Here is a 16,813-nt window from a genome sequence, read left to right as displayed (position 1 = left end):
GTCAAGGCCCCCGGCTTCGGCGACCGCCGCAAGGAGATGCTGCAGGACATCGCCATCCTCACCGGCGGCCAGGTCATCAGCGAGGAGCTGGGCTATGAGCTGAAGGACGCCACCGTGGACATGCTGGGCCGCGCCCGCCAGGTGAAGGTCACCAAGGAGACCACCACCATCGTGGACGGCAGCGGCGACAAGAACGCCATCAAGGACCGAGTGGCTCAGATCCGCGCTCAGATGGAAGTCTCCACCAGCGACTTCGACAAGGAGAAGCTGCAGGAGCGTCTGGCCAAGCTGGCCGGCGGCGTGGCCGTCATCAAGGTCGGTGCTGCCACCGAAGTTGAGATGAAGGACAAGAAGCTGCGCATTGAGGACGCCCTGAACGCCACCAAGGCTGCCGTGGAAGAGGGCATCGTGGCCGGCGGCGGCACCGCCCCCATCAATGCCATCCCCGCTGTCCGCAAGGTTTGCGAGGGCCTGGAGGGCGACGAGCGCACCGGCGCCAGCATCGTGCTGAAGGCTCTGGAGTCTCCTCTGCGTCAGATCGCCAAGAACGCCGGCCTGGAGGGCAGCGTCATCATCGACAAGATCCTCAGCGCCGGCAAGATGAACTATGGCTTTGATGCCCAGAAGGAAGTCTACTGCGACATGATCGAGGCCGGCATCGTGGATCCCACCAAGGTGACCCGCTCCGCCCTGGAGAACGCCGCCAGCGTGGCCAGCATGGTGCTGACCACCGAGAGCCTGGTGGCCGACGAGCCGGAGCAGCCCGCTCCCGCCGCCCCCGCGGGCGACATGGGCATGGGCGGCATGTACTAAGCCGCGCCCGCCTTTAAAGAAGTCGTTGACCAGGTCCGTCTGTTTTTCAGGCGGACCTGGTTTTTTGTATCCCAAAACCACACGTTAGACGTGTGGTTCGGTAAGAATTAAATAGTTGCCCAGAAAAAGGGGAATAAAAAACTCCTTGTGGTAGGATAAAGGAGCGGTCTGCCAACTGCCCCAAAAGAACCACAAGGAGGTCATTCAAAATGAGCTTGAACGACATAAACAGTTTATCGCATACGAAATGGATTTGCAAATACCATATAGTCTTTGCGCCAAAGTATCGCAGGAAAGTGTTCTACAAAGAAAAGAGAGCAGCAATAGGGAAAATCCTGCGGCAGTTGTGCGAGTGGAAGGGAGTAAAAATACTGGAGGCAGAAGTATGCCCGGATCACATCCACATGCTGGTAGAGATACCGCCGAAGATTTCGGTGTCGAGCTTCATGGGGTACCTGAAAGGGAAGAGCAGCACAATGCTGTATGAGCAATTCGGCGAACTGAAATACAAATACAGGAATCGGGAATTCTGGTGCAAAGGGTACTATGTGGATACGGTAGAGAAAAACGAGAGCCGAATTGCGGAGTACATAAAGAACCAGTTGAAACAGGATGAGATGGGCGAACAACTTACGATGAGTCAGGTCGGCCCGTTCACGGGCAGCAAGTAACAATCCCCCGTAGCTGGCAGACCGTATTACGCGTTCTACGCGTGGCGAAGAACATAGGGCTATGCCCGCATATGAAAAACCACCGGCTTGGCCGGTGGATGTTTATTTGCATTCCAAAACGACACGTTATGTAAATATCCACCAGCTTTGAACCGATGGATATTTATTAACTTTTGGGACTGAACAGGAGGCACCGCGCCCCAACTTTTTGAGCAAATTGCACAGAAGGGCGTTGAGTTCTATGTTGAAATGGGAGAAACCGTACAAAAGCTATTGCGGTTTTCTGAAAATAGGTTTACTATAAAGACACTTAATTCGGAATCCGAAATAACGGATTCGAAATCCGAATTAAGCCTGCTGAACAGGGGATAGAGAGGATAATGCAATGATTCGCAAACGGGGGCTTCAGGACGTTAAACGGCGCAACCGCCAGGTCATCATCCAGTCCATTCTGGAAAACGACGGCCTTTCCAGGGTGGAGATCGCCCAAAAAACGGAACTGTCGCCCAGCACGGTGTCCACCCTCGTTTCCGAGCTGATCGGGGAAGGGGTCCTGGCGGAGAGCGGCAGCCACACCACCACCGCCGGGCGCAGCCGCACGGGGCTGACCATCAACGCGGGGTTCGGCGCCATCGCGGTGGTGGAGATCGGCCGCAAAGAAAGCTGCATGACTTTGTTTGACATGGCGCTGCATCCCGTTGCCACAAAGGTCTTGGCGCGGGCGTATCTGGCAGGCAACGAGCTGTACGAGGCGATCGTAGACGCCCTGTGCGCCGACCGGCCGGCCGGGCTGCCCCTGGCGGGCATCGGCCTGCTGTTTCAGGAGGACATGCGGGAGAGCGATTTCCATGTGATGTACTCCACCGGCATCGCCTCGGCCAACATCACCCTGAAAGAGGCCCTGACCTCCCAGCTGCGGGTGCCGGTGGTGGAAGAGTTTTCCCAGGTGTACACCGTGAAGCAGGCATTGGAGGAGCGGGTGGACCCGCTCCAGCGCAACAGCGCCCATGTGAGCCTTGGCTCCAGCGTGGTGGTGAACGTCACGGTGGAGGGGTGGGCGGTCCCCCTGCGGGAGGATTTCTATCAGGACGCGGTCAAGCTGCTGGGGGCGCCCCTGTACGCCTCCGGCCAGGGGGAGAAGAGCCGCCGGTGGGCGGATCTGCCCGTCCAGGCCTGCAGCCTCATCGCGCTGTTGTGCATGATGTTTTCGCTGAACACCGTGTTTCTCTCCGGCACGGAAGGGATGGAGGAGGACGTTGTCCGCCAACTGAAAGCCCGGCTGGAGGAAATGCTGGCGAAAGAAAGGATGCCCCGCATCCAGCTGCTCCGCGCCAGACACGCACAGCATTTGGAAGGGGTGTTCGCCCAACGGATCCGAGCGGAGATTTTGACCGCCCAATAAAGCAAGGAGGACAGTATGGAGTTCAAAAATGTGATCGAGAAAAACAAATTCAGCCTGGTGGTAAGCCTTCCCTCCAACGACCTGGGCATGGCGAAGGCCGCGCTGGAGGGCGGCGCGCAGGCGGTCAAGGTCCACTGCAACGTGTGGCACCGCGCCAGCGGCCACACCTTCGGCACCTACGCCGAGAACCGCGCGTTCCTGCGCCAGCTCATCGAGCTGGCGGGCGATGTTCCCGTGGGCCTGGTGCCCGGCGGCGAAGAGGCCTTCATCACCCCGGAGGAGCGGCTGGAATTGGAGGCGATGGGCCTCAAGTTCTTCAGCGCCTACAGCCATCATCTGCCCTGCTTCATGATGGAGAGCAAGGCGCTCACCAAAATGGTGGCCATTGACTGCACCTATACCCAGAACACGCTGGACGCCGTGAGCCGCTCGGCCATGGATGTGCTGGAATGTTCCGTCCAGCCGGGCGAAAACTACGGCACGCCCCTGTGCTACGCGGACATCCTGCGCTACAGCGACATCGCGGCAAAATCCGGCAAACCCTGCCTGATCCCCACCCAGCGCAAGATCAAGCCCTCCGAGGTGCGGCACCTTTACGAGGCGGGCTGCAAGGCCGTTATGATCGGCGCCATCGTCATGGGCAAGGAGCCCACCGCCGACCAGGTCCGCGCTGCCACCGCCGCCTTCCGTGAGGCTGTGGAGAGCCTTTAAGCCGAAGCATCCGTGTGAACGGTTGTGAATAAAGGGCGCAAGCCTAAAAGTAAGGAGTAGACATTATGTTGCAAGGTTCCCTGATCATTGTGGCCTTTGTCATCATTGCGGCACTTATGATGACAAAGAAGATCCCCACACTGCTGGCCCTTCCGCTGATGGCGGTGGTCATCTGCATCATCGCCGGCGTTCCCGCCGTGGGCGTGGACGCGGACGGCAACAGCATCGGCTGGCTGCAGACCGTGGTGGAAAACGGCACCGTCCGCATGGGCAGCGCCATCATGGCGGTCGTCTTCGGCGCCTGGCTGGGGCAGCTGATGAACAAGACCGGCGTCACCGAGAACATCATCAAAAAGAGCGCTGAGCTGGGCGGCGACCGCCCCCTGATCGTGACCCTGATCATGGTGGTGGCCTGCGCGGTGCTGTTCACCACCCTGAGCGGCCTGGGCTCCATCATCATGGTGGGCTCCATCGTGCTGCCCATCCTCATCTCCGTGGGCGTGCCCTCCATGAGCGCCGCCTGCATCTTCCTGATGGCTTTCACCTGCGGCCTCACCTTCAACATCGCCAACTGGAAGACCTTCTCCAGCCTGTTCAACCTGGACATCGAGCAGATCAAAGGCTTTGAGATCTACATGCTGGTGGCCACGGTGATCGCCACCTTGATCCTGGTGTTCGTGGAGTTCAAGCGCAACGGCGTCAAGTTCGCCTTCTCCGCGCCTGTTTCCGAGCCCAACCCCACCAAGCAGCTCACCGGTGTGCGTGGCGGCCTGGCCATGCTCACCCCGCTGATCCCCATCATTCTGGTGGCCGTGTTCAAGGTGCCTGTCTGCCCCGCCTTCATGGCCGGCATCATCTGGATCCTGGTGTTCACCGCCAAGAGCTTCTCCAAGGCCATGAACACCCTGGTCAAGACCTGCTACGACGGCATCACAGACGGCGGCCCCGCCATCATCCTGATGATCGGCATCGGCATCCTGTACCTGGCCGTGACCCACTCCATGGTCAAGGAAGTACTCAACCCCTTCCTGCTGGCGGTGATCCCCTCCAACAAGATCGGATACATCATCTTCTTCTCCCTGCTGGCCCCGCTGTCCCTCTACCGCGGCCCCATGAACCTGTTCGGCCTGGGCTCCGGCATCGCGGCGCTGGTCATCGGCCTGGGCACCCTGAGCCCGCTGGCCGTCATGGGCGCCTTCCTGGCCGCCGAGCGCATCCAGGGCTGCGGCGACCCCACCAACACCCAGAACGTCTGGACCGCCAACTTCGCGGAAGTGGACGTGAACGGCATCACCAAGAAGCTGCTGCCCTATCTGTGGGCGGTCGCGGTGATCGGCGTTGTCGTCAGCGCCTTCATCTACTTCTGATCTCTCCCTGATCCCCGGACCGGGGTGCCCCTTCGGGGGCATCCCGGCCTGATCTTGGGCTTGAGCCGAAAAGCGCGCTTTTCGGCTGAATCCCAGGACCAAAAAATGATATAACGTGGAGGCCAGTTCTATGAAAGTTCGCATAGGCATTGACGTGGGCGGCACTTTTACCGATGCCGTCGCCATCGACAACGACACCTATGAGGTGATCGGCGTCGTGAAAACCCCCACCACCCACGACGCGAAAGAGGGCGTCGCCGCCGGCATCATCCAGGTGCTGCACAAGGTGATGGAGCAGTGCAACATCGCGCCGGAGGACGTGGTCTTCATCGCCCACGGCACCACCCAGGCCACCAACGCCCTGCTGGAGGGCGACGTGGCCAAGGTCGGCGTGGTCACGCTGGGCCAGGGCCTGCAGGGCGCCAAGAGCAAGGGCGACACCTCCATCGGCGACATCGAGCTGGCGCCGGGCAAGTTCCTGCGCTCGGAAAACAGCTATGTGGACACCTCCACCCAGGACCTGGACGGGGCTATCCGGCAGGCGCTGGAGGAATTGAAGGGCAGGGGATGCACCAGTTTTGTGGCCGCGGAGGCTTTCAGTGTGGACGACCCCGCCAACGAGAACCGCACGGTGGAGCTGTGCCGCGAGATCTCGCTGCCCGGCACCGCCACCAACGACATCTCCAAACTCTACGGCCTGAAGATCCGCACCCGCACGGCGGTGGTCAACGCCAGCATCATGCCCAAAATGCTGGAGGCCGCCACCATGACCGACGAGAGCATCAAGGCGGCCAGCATCGAGAGCCCGCTGATGGTCATGCGGTGCGACGGCGGCGTGATGACGGTGGACGAGGTGCGCAACCGCCCCATCCTGACCATCCTCTCCGGCCCTGCCGCGGGCGTGGCGGGCGCGCTGATGTATGAAAAGCTCACCGACGGCATTTTCTTTGAGGTGGGCGGCACCTCCACCGACATCTCCTGCGTGAAGGACGGCAAGGTGATGATCCGCTACGCCGAGGTGGGCGGCCACAAGACCTATCTGAACAGCCTGGACGTGCGCACCGTGGGCATCGGCGGCGGCAGCATGGTGGAGATCCGCAATGGCAAGGCGGTGAACACCGGCCCCCGCAGCGCCCACATCGCCGGCCTGGAATACGAGGTGTACACCCCGGAGGACAAGATCGTGGAGCCCCGGCTGGTGTCGGTGCGGCCTATGGAGGGCGACCCGGAGTACGCCTGCATCGAGTGCGCGAACGGCGTGCGGGTGGCGCTGACCATGGCGGGCGCCGCCAATCTGGCGGGCTTTGTACGCGAGGAGGACTACGCCTACGGCAACGTGGAGGCGGCCCGCAAAGCCTGGAAGCCCCTGGCGGACAACATGGGCTGCACCGTGGAGGAGGCCGCCCGCAAGGTGCTGGATTTCGCGGCCGCCAAAAACAGCAAGGTGGCTTCCCAGCTGATCAAAGACTATGAGATGGACCCGCGGCACACCGTGTTCGTGGGCGGCGGCGGCGGCGCGGCCACCGTGGTGCCCCACCTGGCCCAGACCATGGGTCACAAATTCTACATCGCAAAGAACGCCCCGGTCATCTCCACTATCGGCGTGGCGCTGGCCATGGTGCGGGACATGGTGGAGCGCAGTGTGACCAACCCCACCGACGAGGACATCATCAGCGTGCGCCGCGAGGCGGAGCTCAAGGCCATCCAGAACGGCGCGGCTCCCGGCACGGTGGAGGTCAGCGTGGAGGTGGACACCCAGCGCAACATCGTGCGGGCCATCGCGGTGGGCGCCACCGAGATGCGCAGCAAGGACCGCATGAACCAAAAGCTGGAGCTGGACAAACTGCTGGACATCGTGGCCGAAAACCTGGAGGCTCACCGCGGCGGGCTGCAGGTGGCCGCCCAGAACGGCGTGATGTACGCGGTGCAGTACGCCAAGGTGGAGAAAAAGCTGTTCGGCCTGGTGAAGAAAAGCGCCCATCAGCTGCGCCTCATCGACGAGGAGGGCGTGATCCGTCTGCAAAAGAACAACGCCTGGGTACGTCAGACCACCGTGGCCCAGTGGGAAAAGGACCTGGAGTGGATTTTGGAGGAGCTGACGGAATACAACGACGGCGGCACCAACCTGCCCAACGTCTATGTGGTGCTGGGCAAACGGATCATCGACCTGTCCGGCATGCAGAGCCCCGAGCAGATCGTCAGCCTGGGCAACGTGGAGCTGGCGGGCTGCCGCCAGGAGGAACCCCTGATCCTGGCCGCCACCAAGCGGGTGGACGCGTAATGCCGGAGGATGCGATGGAAGAATTCCGCTTTCCCTTTCCCGGCCGGGAACTGGCCGACAAGGAACTGACCTATGATCCCTGCTATGCCCGCGTTCCGGAGCAGGACCGCGCCGCCATTGTGGAAAAAGCCTGGCAGAAAGGCTGCGCGGCCGCGCGGGAGGTGTTCCGGCGGCAGAACGGGTCGGGGGATTTCCGGGCCATTGTGCAGAACAGCGGGCTGCAGCTGAATGAGAAGGACAGCGACTTCGTGGCGGGCGGTCAGCGCTATTTCAGCGATTATATCTCCGGCCAGAAGTGCGTCAACCTGTATCGCAAAGCCATTGAACTGTGGGCACAGCAGAATGCCCTGAACTATGAAACCGCGGTGAATCTGATCCTAAGCCATGAGTATTTCCACTTCCTCGAGGTCACCGAACTGGGCCTCACCAGCCGGGACTATACTGTCCCGATGGTGCAGGTCGGCCCGGTGCGGCTGGGGAAGACCGGGCTGCGCGCCCTTTCCGAGATCGGCGCGCATGCCTTCGCCCGTACCTATCACGATCTGCTGCGACAGAAGGAGGAGCAAGAAGATGGAACTGAACTATGAAGTGGTCATTATCGGCGGCGGTCCGGCCGGTGTTACGGCGGCGATCGCTGCTGCCCGGCGGGGCGCCAGGGTGCTGCTGGTGGAACAGAGCGGCTACCTGGGCGGTTCGCTCACCGGCGCGGGGGTGGGTCCTCAGATGACCTTCCATGCCGGCGATACCCAGGTGGTGCGCGGCATTCCGGACGAAATTGTGGAACGCATGAAAGCCAAAGGCTTTTCACCCGGCCATATGGAGGACTTTGTGGGCTTTGTCAGCAGCATCACCCCCTTTGATGCCGAGGGCCTTAAACTGGTGCTGGAGGAGATGGCACTGGAAGCCGGTGTGCAGCTGCTTTACCACACGGTATATACCGGCTGCCAGGTGCAGGATGGGCGGATCACTTCCGTTACCCTCTATGCAAAGAACGGATTCTTTACCGTGACCGCCGATGTTTTCCTGGATTGCAGCGCCGACGCCGACCTGGCCACCCATGCGGGTGTTTCCAGTGTGTACGGCCGGGATAAGGACAACCTGGCCCAGCCCATGACCATGAATGTCAAGGTGGGCGGCGTGGACCGGGAAAAGGTCATGGAGTATGTTCGCACCCACCAGGAGGATATGCTGGCCACCATTCCCTTTGACCATCTGGACCAGATCCCCCGCACCGGTATCCAGGGTGCCTATTCGGTGATCCGCGCGGCCAAGGAGAACGGCGAGTTCGATGTGGACCGGGATATGGTGCTCTGTTTTGAGACCAACACCCCCGGCGAGTTTATCCTGAATATGTCCCGCATTGTGCAGCGCTCGGCGGTGGATCCGTTCCAGCTTACCGAGGCGGAGATCGAGGGCCGCCGTCAGGCCCACCAGATCGCGGCGTTTATGCGCAACCACATCCCGGGCTTTGAAAACTGCCGCATCCTCTCCACCGGCCCGAACATTGGCATCCGGGAGAGCCGTAAGATCAACGGCTGCTACAAACTCACCGCCCAGGACCTGCTGGCCAACCGCATGTTCCCGGACGCGGTGGCCATGGGCGGCTATCCCATCGACATCCACTCGCCGGACGGCGCCAGCATGAAGCACGAATTTTTGAAGCCCGGCAGCTGGTATTCGGTGCCTTACCGCTGCCTTGTGGCCCCGGAGGTGGACAATCTGATCGTGGCGGGCCGCTGCATCAGCACCACCCACGAGGCCTGCGCCTCCATCCGGCTAACCCCCATTGTGATGGCCGTGGGCCAGGCAGCGGGCACCGCCGCCGCCCAGAGCGTGCAGACCGGCCAGCCCGCCAACGAGCTGGACACCGACCAGCTGCGGGACACGCTGAAAAACAACGGCGCGTTCCTGGAGGAGTACGCCGGATAAAGGAGGCGAAGCGGGGATGCCGCAGATCTACGACGAGGAGGGCGGCGGCCGCCGTGCCGCTGCGCACGGAGCGAACCAGGTCTTTCTCATTGGCGACTCCATTCGGATGGGGTTCCAGCCCTGGGCGCAAAGGGCGCTGGAAGGGCGTGCAACGCTCGTTTCCCCCGAGGAGAACTGCCGCTACACCCAATACACCTACACCAGCCTTGCCGCCTGGAAAGAACTGTTCCCGGACCCGGCGGCGGTAAAGCTGGTCCATTGGAACAACGGCCACTGGGACGCCGCCCACTGGGACAAAGACCCCCGGCCGCTGAATTCCGAGGCGGAATACGCGGCCATGCTGGTGCGCATCCACCAGCGGCTGTGCCGGTATTTCCCCGGCGCAAAGATCCTGTTCGCCACCACCTCGCCCCCCAACCCCAACGGCACGATGGGCCCCAATCCCCGCACCCGGGCCGAGATCGCCCGCTACAACGAGGCTGCCAGAGCCGCGCTGGAACCCCTGGGGGTGCAGATCGACGACGTCTGGGCCTTTTTGCGGGACTGGGGCGCCGAGGATTACGCGGACTATGTCCATCTTACCGAGAGCGGCTTTGAACGGCTTGGCCTTCATGTGGCGGATGTGATCCGCGCCGCGCTGAAGGAGCAGGGAGCATGGAACTGAAAGGAAAAAAGCTGAACATCCTGGGCGACAGCATCACCGAAGGCGTGGGCGCCAGCGGGCCGGAACATGGCTTTGTGCGGCTGCTTGAAAACAGGAGCGGCGCCCTTTGCCGCAACTACGGCGTCGCGGGCACCCGCATCGCGCCCCAGCACTGCGAGCCCGCCGGCGACGATTTTTGCACCCGGGCGCTGCAGATGGACCCGGAGGCGGACGCGGTTGTGGTGTTTGGCGGCACCAACGATTTCGGCCATGGCGACGCGCCATTGGGGGCGTTTGGCGACCGCACGCCGGCCACCTTCTGGGGCGCGCTGCACACCCTGTTCACCCGCCTGGAGGAAAGGTTTCCGGGCGTGAAGATCGTTGTGGCAACGCCGATGCGCCGGGCCGTGGAACACAAGGAAGGCAAAGCGGACCTGTGCGACTATGTGCGGGCCATCCGTCAAACGGCGGCGGCCTTTGGCCTGCCCGTGCTTGACCTGTACGAGAGGGAAGATCTCTCCGTCTATACCCCGGACGGCCTTCACCCGAACGACGAGGGCCACGCGCTGCTGGCGCGGCTGTTCCAAAACTTTTTGCAGACGCTGTAACGATTTGCGGCCCCGCAGGCCCCATACAAAAGCAAGAGGGAGGTAACGCCCCATGAAACGCTCTGAGATCAACAAAGCCCTCCGGGAACTGGAGGCGATGTGCCAAAAATACTGCTGCTATCTGCCGCCTTTTTGCCATTTCACCCCCGACGAATGGCAGACGCTGGGCCACGAGTATGACGAGGTGCGCGACTGCATGCTGGGCTGGGACATCACCGACTACGGCCTGGGCGATTTTGACAAGGTGGGCTTTTCCCTCATCACCCTGCGCAACGGCAACCGCGCCATGGCGGACAAATACCCCAAGGTCTACGCGGAAAAGCTGCTTTACCTGAAAGAAGGCCAGTATGCCCCCAACCACTTCCACTGGTATAAGACCGAGGACATCATCAACCGGGGCGGCGGCAATGTGCTGATCCGGGTCTACAACAGCATGCCGGACGAATCCATCGACTACCAGTCGGAGGTCACCGTGCATACCGACGGCCGCACCTACACGGTGCCCGCCGGCACCCGGATCCGCCTGACGCCCGGGGAGAGCATCCACGTCCAGCAATACCTTTACCACGACTTCACCGTGGAAGAGGGCAGCGGCCCGGTGCTGCTGGGGGAGGTCAGCCAGTGCAACGACGACAACACCGACAACCGGTTTCAACCGCCGGTGGGCCGTTTCCCCGCCATCGAGGAAGACGAACCACCTTACCGGCTGCTGTGCAACGAATATCCGGCGGCAAAGTGAGGTGACGGCATGATGGACGTTGTGGCATTGGGCGAGCTTCTCATCGATTTCACCTGCATCGGTTCCGACGATGACGGTTACCCCACCATGGCGGCGCATCCGGGCGGTGCGCCGGCCAATTATCTGGCTGCGCTGGCAAAATTCGGCGCCCGCACCGCGCTGCTGGGCAAGGTGGGGGACGACGCCTTCGGCCGCCTGCTGGTCTCCACCCTGCGAAAGGCCGGCGTGGAGACAAAGGGCGTCGTGTGCGCAGACGACGTTTTCACCACCCTGGCCTTTGTCACCCTGGACCAAACGGGCAACCGGGAGTTTTCCTTTGCCCGCAAGCCCGGCGCGGATACCTGCCTTGCCTTTGAGGAGCTGGATCTCTCGCTCATCGACGGAGCAAAGGTGTTCCACTTTGGCAGCCTGTCCCTCACCGGCGAGCCCGCCCGCACCGCCACCCGACGGGCGGTGGAATACGCAAAAAAGCAGGGCAAACTCATCAGCTATGACCCGAATCTTCGCAAGCCCCTTTGGCCCGATCTCGAAGAGGCCCGTGAACAGCTGCTCTGGGGCCTGTCCCAGGCGGACGTGGTGAAGATCAGCGACGAAGAGGTGGACTTTCTCTTCGGCCTTGCCCCGGAAGAAGGGGCCGATCGCATTTTTGAACGATTCGGCGCAAAGCTGGTGTTCGTCACCTGCGGCGGCGATGGGTGCGTGTACAAAAACGCCAACGCCAAGGGCCGTGTTGCCGCACTGAAAAACATCACTGTGGCCGACACCACCGGCGCGGGGGACATCTTCGGCGGCAGCGCCATGTGGAAACTGCTGGAAATGGGCAAAGCGCCCGGATCGCTCAGCGCCGGGGAGCTGGAAACCATCGTGGGCTTTGCATGCGCCAGCGCGGGGCTCTCCGCCACCCGGCCCGGGGGCATCTCCAGCGTGCCGGGCCTTGAGGATGTGCTGCGCTGCTGGAACAACATGGAATAACCAAGGCCAAGACCTGACAAGCTGTTTTGCTTGCCAGGTCTTTTTGCTGCAAAAATGCAGACCCATCGCGCTTAAGACGACGCCTTCGGGCCCATACTGCCGGTGTGCTTCGGCAAAAAAAGCGGAAGGGGGGCGGCGCCTTGTGACTACCCGGCGCATCGTTGCTCTGTTCGGGGCGTTTCTCGCGGCGTTCAGTGTGGTGATGGGCCGCCTGTTTCTGTTGGCGCGGAATCGGAACTACGCTAACACTGCCCAGGCCCAGACGGTCACCACCCTGCCGCTGAATTACTCCCGGGGCGACCTCTACGACTGCAAGGGGCGAAACCTCACGGCCTATGGAGTGGAGTATTACGCCCTGTCCATTCCCGGCGAGAGCAGCTATGCCCAGCTGTTCGACCATGTGTCCTATGCCCAGCAGTCGCTGCTGTACAGCCGGCGCAATTCTCACGAGCCCTTTCTGGTGCAGGTGGATCAGGACCTTTCCTCCCGGGGCATCTACACCTACGCGGTGCCCAGCCGCTATTTTCCGGTGGCTGTGGCGCCTCATCTGGTAGGGTACGTGAACGGCGAGGGGGAAGGGGTCAGCGGATTGGAACTGGCCTTTGAAGAGGTGTTGGGCAGCCGGCGCACGCTGGAAAGCGTCCAGTGCGTCACCACCGCCCAGGGCGGTCTTGTGGGCGGCAGCGAGCCGCAGCTCATCACCCGGCAGGGCCAGTCCACGGGGGTGATGCTCACGCTGGACGAGACCATCCAGCGGGCCTGCGAAGGAGTGGCCCAGAAAAACATGGCCCGGGGCTGCGTGCTGGTGCTGGAGGTAGGCTCCGCCCGGGTGCGGGCCAGCGTCAGCCTGCCGGAGTTTGATCCCCACGCGGTGGAGAAAAGCATCGAAGCCCAGGATACGTCGCTGCTCAACCGGGTGTTCTGCCAGTACAACGTGGGCTCGGTGTTCAAGCCGGTGCTGGCAGCCGCAGCGCTGGAAAAGACCTGGGACTGGTACACCTTTGACTGTGAGGGCTCGGTGGACCTGAACGGGCACATCTACCGCTGCGCCCTCAGCCGCGCCCACGGGCAGATGAACCTGACCAGCGCCTTGGAAAAAAGCTGCAACTGCTTTTTCATCGAGCTGGGCCTCAAGCTGGGCGGCGAAGCGGTGAGCCAGACCGCGGAGGACTTCGGCTTCGGGGACGCTGTGTACCTGGCGGGCGGGCTGCAAAGCGCCGCGGGCAACCTGCCAAACGCCCAGCGCCTGCAGGACCTGGGCCAGCTGGCCAGCGTCAGCTTCGGCCAGGGGGAGCTGCTGGCCACGCCGGTGCAGGTGGCGGGCGCCTTCAATGCCATTGCGGCAGAGGGCGTCTGGCGCACCCCCAGCTTTCTGGAGGCAGTGATCGACGAGAACAGCGGCGAATCCGTGCAGCCCCTCTATGCCCCCGAAAGCAGGCGGGTGATGTCGCAAGAGAATGCCGGCGCTTTGCAGGGGATGCTGGCCAGCGTGGTGGAGCGGGGCCTGGGCAGGGACGCCCAGCCTCTCCATGGCAGCGCGGCGGGCAAAACGGGCACCGCCCAGACCGGAACCTACAACGAGGCGGGGGAGGAGCTGATGAACTACTGGTTTGCCGGTTTCTGGCCTGCTGAGGACCCAAAGTACACCATCGTGGTCATGCAGGACGGCACCCCCGAACCCGCCGTGAGCTGCGGGGAGATCTTCGCCCAGGTCTGCGAGGCGCTCTACTGGCTGGACCCGGGCGGCTATGCCGGGCTCAAAACCGCTGACGAGGCGGCTTTCCAGGCCGAAAACAGTGTTGACAACGGGCGCTGAGGGCGGTATAATTGCAACGTAAAAAACAATAGAATGGCTGTGATGGGGCCAGCAGCGTGCGGGGCATGCAGAGAGGGGACCGGCTGGTGAAAGGTCTCTGCCAAAAGCGCGTTGCAGCCACCCTTGAGCCCCCGGTGATGAACCGGGCGTAGGCACGGCGTTAACGGGCGCAAAAGCGGCGGTCCTCTCGGGCCGCAATCTGGGTGGTACCACGGAGCGTTTTCAGCCTTCGTCCCTGCAAAGGGGGCGAAGGCTGTTTTTTTGGGCCGTGCCGCCTAAATCCATCAAACAAGAGGAGATTTGAACGATGCAATGGACCGGTCTGAATGAACTGCGAGAGAAATATCTCTCCTTCTTCGAGAGCAAGGGCCACCTGCGGCTGGGCAGCTTCCCGCTGGTGCCCAAGAACGACAACAGCCTGCTGCTCATCAACAGCGGCATGGCCCCCATGAAAAAGTGGTTTTTGGGCCAGGAGGAGCCGCCCCGCCACCGGGTGACCACCTGCCAGAAGTGCATCCGTACCCCGGACATCGAGCGCGTGGGCATCACCGCCCGCCACGGCACCTACTTTGAGATGCTGGGCAACTTCAGCTTCCAGGATTACTTCAAGACCGAGGCCATCAGCTGGGCCTGGGAATTCCTGACCAAGGTGCTGGAGATCCCCGCCGACCTGCTGTACATCTCCGTCTACGAGGACGACGACGAGGCATGGGACATCTGGACCAAGCAGGTGGGCATCCCCGAGGACCACATGGTCCGCTTCGGCAAAGAGGACAACTTCTGGGAGCACGGTTCCGGTCCCTGCGGCCCCTGCAGCGAAATTTACTTCGACCGCGGCCCCGAGTATGGGTGCGGCAAACCCGACTGCAAAGTGGGCTGCGACTGCGACCGCTACATGGAGGTCTGGAACCTGGTGTTCAGCCAGTTCGACTCCGACGGCAAGGGCACCTATACCCGGCTGGAGAAGCCCAACATCGACACCGGCATGGGCCTGGAGCGTCTGGCCTGCGTGATGCAGAACGTGGGCAACCTCTTCGAGGTGGACACCGTGCGCGCCATCCTGAACCATGTGGAGCGCATCAGCGGCCACATCTACGGCCAGGACGAAAAGACCGACATCTCCATCCGCGTCATCACCGACCACATCCGCTCCACCACCTTCATGGTCAGCGACGGCATCCTGCCTTCCAACGAGGGCCGCGGCTATGTGCTGCGCCGGCTGCTGCGCCGCGCCGCGCGCCACGGCCGGATGCTGGGCATCGACCGCCCCTTCCTCACCGAGCTGGTGGACACCGTCATCCATGAGAACAAGGCCGGCTATCCCGAGCTGGAAGAGCACGCCGACTACATCAAAAAGGTCATCGGCACTGAGGAAGAGCGCTTCTACAAGACCATCGACCAGGGCCTGAATATCCTCAACGGCCTGATCGACAACATCACCAAGGCGGCGCTTTCCGGCAAGGAGAAGATCCTCTCCGGCATCGACGCTTTCAAGCTGAACGACACCTTTGGCTTCCCTCTGGACCTCACCCGTGAGATCGCAGCCGAGGCGGGCATCGCCGTGGACGAGGAGAACTTCCAGGCAGAGATGAAAAAGCAGAAGGAGAAGGCCCGCCAGGACCGCCTTTCCCGCGATATTTCCGGCTGGAGCGCCGACCTGTTCGGCGAACTGAACGCCGAGCCCACCGTGTTCACCGGCTACGACGTGCTGGAGGACAAGGCCGTCGTGCTGGCCCTCTCCGATGGGGAGCAGCTGCTGGAGGCCGTCTCCACCGACGACGGCGCAAAAGAAGGCGTGCTGGTGGTGTTGGATAAAACCCCCTTCTATGCCGAAAGCGGCGGCCAGGTGGCGGACACCGGCACCATCGTCACCGCCTCCGGCGCGCGCCTTGAGGTGAAGGCCGTCAAGAAGACCCCCAAGGGCTACTTTGTGCACACCTGCACCCTGACCGAGGGCGCCGCCATCGTGGGCGAGACCGCCACCGCCAGCGTGTCCAAGGGCCGCCGGCGCGCCATCGCCCGCAACCACACCAGCGCCCATCTGCTGCAGAAGGCGCTGCGCGAGGTGCTGGGCAGCCACGTGCACCAGGCCGGTTCCTATGAGGACGACGAGCGGGTGCGCTTTGACTTCACTCATTTCAGCGCGGTGACCCCCGAGGAGCTGGCGCTGGTGGAGCACATCGTAAACCAGAAGATCTTTGAAGCGCTGGATGTCACCGTGCAGAACATGCCGCTGGCCGAAGCCAAAAAGATGGGCGCCATGGCCCTGTTTGGCGAGAAGTATGGCGAGATCGTGCGCGTGGTGGACATCAACGGCTGGTCCACCGAGTTCTGCGGCGGCACCCATGTGAGCAACACCGCCCAGCTGGGCTGCTTCAAGATCCTCAGCGAGTCCAGCGTGGCGGCCGGCGTGCGCCGCATCGAGGGCACCACCGGCTTCGGCGTGCTCCGCCTGCTGGATGAGCGCACCGAGATGCTGCACAAGGTGGCCGGCAGCCTGAAGGTGAACAACCTGAAGGACCTGCCCCTGCGCGCCGAGGGCATGGCCGCCGAGGTCAAGAGCCTGACCAAAGAACTGGAGCAGGTGAAGGCCGAAGTGGCCGCCAGCAAGATCGACGGCCTGTTTGAGAACGCCGCCGAGATCAACGGCATCCGCATCGTCACCGCTTACCTCTCCGGCACCACCCCCGAGGCGCTGCGCGGCATGTGCGAGAAGATCCGCGACAAGGCTCCCAACGTGGTCAGCGCGCTGGTGGGCAGCGCAGACGGCAAACTGTCGCTGGTGGTCTGCTGCGGCAAGGGCGCGCAGTACGCCGGCCTCAAGGCGGTCGTTCTGGTCAAACAGATCGCCGCCATTGCCG

Annotated in this window: 14 protein-coding genes; all 14 read left to right on the top strand. The window is 62.5% G+C overall.

Annotation, left to right across the window (positions count from 1 at the left end):
* Positions 1–813, top strand: an 813-nt coding sequence (gene groEL, locus ACH2AT_RS08770) for a chaperonin GroEL (protein WP_394965283.1), incomplete at its 5' end; no start/stop codon positions are given.
* A 215-nt stretch (positions 814–1,028) separates the two neighbouring features.
* Complete coding sequence (gene tnpA, locus ACH2AT_RS08765) at positions 1,029–1,484, top strand: IS200/IS605 family transposase (RefSeq protein WP_394965285.1); 456 nt, start codon at positions 1,029–1,031, stop codon at positions 1,482–1,484.
* Positions 1,485–1,869: 385 nt separating this feature from the next.
* Positions 1,870–2,886, top strand: coding sequence for a winged helix-turn-helix transcriptional regulator (locus ACH2AT_RS08760; protein WP_394965281.1), 1,017 nt, complete (start codon positions 1,870–1,872; stop codon positions 2,884–2,886).
* A gap of 15 nt (positions 2,887–2,901) precedes the next feature.
* Positions 2,902–3,597, top strand: a complete 696-nt coding sequence (locus tag ACH2AT_RS08755) for a hypothetical protein (RefSeq protein ID WP_394965279.1) — start codon at positions 2,902–2,904, stop codon at positions 3,595–3,597.
* Between the two features lie 65 nt (positions 3,598–3,662).
* A complete protein-coding gene (locus ACH2AT_RS08750; RefSeq protein ID WP_177521312.1) occupies positions 3,663–4,964 on the top strand; it encodes a C4-dicarboxylate ABC transporter in 1,302 nt (433 codons plus the stop codon).
* Positions 4,965–5,094: 130 nt separating this feature from the next.
* Positions 5,095–7,245: a hydantoinase/oxoprolinase family protein gene (locus ACH2AT_RS08745; RefSeq protein WP_394965277.1), complete on the top strand. Its 2,151-nt coding sequence runs from the start codon at positions 5,095–5,097 to the stop codon at positions 7,243–7,245.
* A gap of 14 nt (positions 7,246–7,259) precedes the next feature.
* Positions 7,260–7,832, top strand: a complete 573-nt coding sequence (locus tag ACH2AT_RS08740) for a hypothetical protein (protein WP_394965275.1) — start codon at positions 7,260–7,262, stop codon at positions 7,830–7,832.
* Entirely contained in the window at positions 7,816–9,174 is a 1,359-nt protein-coding gene (locus ACH2AT_RS08735; protein ID WP_394965273.1) for an FAD-dependent oxidoreductase, read from the top strand. The genes ACH2AT_RS08740 and ACH2AT_RS08735 overlap by 17 nt, the downstream gene beginning before the upstream one ends.
* Before the next feature lie 16 nt (positions 9,175–9,190).
* Positions 9,191–9,838, top strand: a complete 648-nt coding sequence (locus tag ACH2AT_RS08730) for an SGNH/GDSL hydrolase family protein (protein ID WP_394965271.1) — start codon at positions 9,191–9,193, stop codon at positions 9,836–9,838.
* Positions 9,829–10,425: an SGNH/GDSL hydrolase family protein gene (locus ACH2AT_RS08725; RefSeq protein WP_394965269.1), complete on the top strand. Its 597-nt coding sequence runs from the start codon at positions 9,829–9,831 to the stop codon at positions 10,423–10,425. Before ACH2AT_RS08730 ends, ACH2AT_RS08725 begins: the two co-directional genes overlap by 10 nt.
* A gap of 52 nt (positions 10,426–10,477) precedes the next feature.
* Entirely contained in the window at positions 10,478–11,164 is a 687-nt protein-coding gene (locus tag ACH2AT_RS08720; protein ID WP_177521306.1) for a D-lyxose/D-mannose family sugar isomerase, read from the top strand.
* Between the two features lie 9 nt (positions 11,165–11,173).
* The gene (locus tag ACH2AT_RS08715) at positions 11,174–12,136 is read left to right on the top strand and encodes a carbohydrate kinase (protein WP_394965268.1); all 963 of its coding nucleotides are present in this window, start codon (positions 11,174–11,176) and stop codon (positions 12,134–12,136) included.
* A gap of 142 nt (positions 12,137–12,278) precedes the next feature.
* Positions 12,279–13,952 carry a peptidoglycan D,D-transpeptidase FtsI family protein gene (locus ACH2AT_RS08710; protein WP_394965267.1) on the top strand — a complete coding sequence of 558 codons (1,674 nt, stop codon included), beginning with the start codon at positions 12,279–12,281 and terminating at the stop codon, positions 13,950–13,952.
* Positions 13,953–14,259: 307 nt separating this feature from the next.
* A partial coding sequence (gene alaS / locus ACH2AT_RS08705; RefSeq protein ID WP_394965266.1) for an alanine--tRNA ligase occupies positions 14,260–16,813 on the top strand: 2,554 nt, incomplete at its 3' end.

The organism is Candidatus Allofournierella excrementigallinarum, assembly GCF_944388085.1.
GTDB classification, from domain to species: Bacteria; Bacillota; Clostridia; order Oscillospirales; family Ruminococcaceae; genus Allofournierella_A; species Allofournierella_A excrementigallinarum.
Note: the sequence above shows the minus strand (reverse complement) of the source record. Positions and strands in the feature narration are given on the sequence as shown.

Bases quoted from the DNA above. Each gene is read 5' to 3' on its own strand.
- ACH2AT_RS08725 (WP_394965269.1), top strand. From the start codon at position 9,829: ATGGAACTGAAAGGAAAAAAGCTGAACATCCTGGGCGACAGCATCACC.
- ACH2AT_RS08735 (WP_394965273.1), top strand. From the start codon at position 7,816: ATGGAACTGAACTATGAAGTGGTCATTATCGGCGGCGGTCCGGCCGGT.
- ACH2AT_RS08755 (WP_394965279.1), top strand. From the start codon at position 2,902: ATGGAGTTCAAAAATGTGATCGAGAAAAACAAATTCAGCCTGGTGGTA.
- ACH2AT_RS08745 (WP_394965277.1), top strand. From the start codon at position 5,095: ATGAAAGTTCGCATAGGCATTGACGTGGGCGGCACTTTTACCGATGCC.
- ACH2AT_RS08715 (WP_394965268.1), top strand. From the start codon at position 11,174: ATGATGGACGTTGTGGCATTGGGCGAGCTTCTCATCGATTTCACCTGC.
- ACH2AT_RS08750 (WP_177521312.1), top strand. From the start codon at position 3,663: ATGTTGCAAGGTTCCCTGATCATTGTGGCCTTTGTCATCATTGCGGCA.
- ACH2AT_RS08730 (WP_394965271.1), top strand. From the start codon at position 9,191: ATGCCGCAGATCTACGACGAGGAGGGCGGCGGCCGCCGTGCCGCTGCG.
- ACH2AT_RS08760 (WP_394965281.1), top strand. From the start codon at position 1,870: ATGATTCGCAAACGGGGGCTTCAGGACGTTAAACGGCGCAACCGCCAG.
- ACH2AT_RS08720 (WP_177521306.1), top strand. From the start codon at position 10,478: ATGAAACGCTCTGAGATCAACAAAGCCCTCCGGGAACTGGAGGCGATG.
- ACH2AT_RS08740 (WP_394965275.1), top strand. From the start codon at position 7,260: ATGGAAGAATTCCGCTTTCCCTTTCCCGGCCGGGAACTGGCCGACAAG.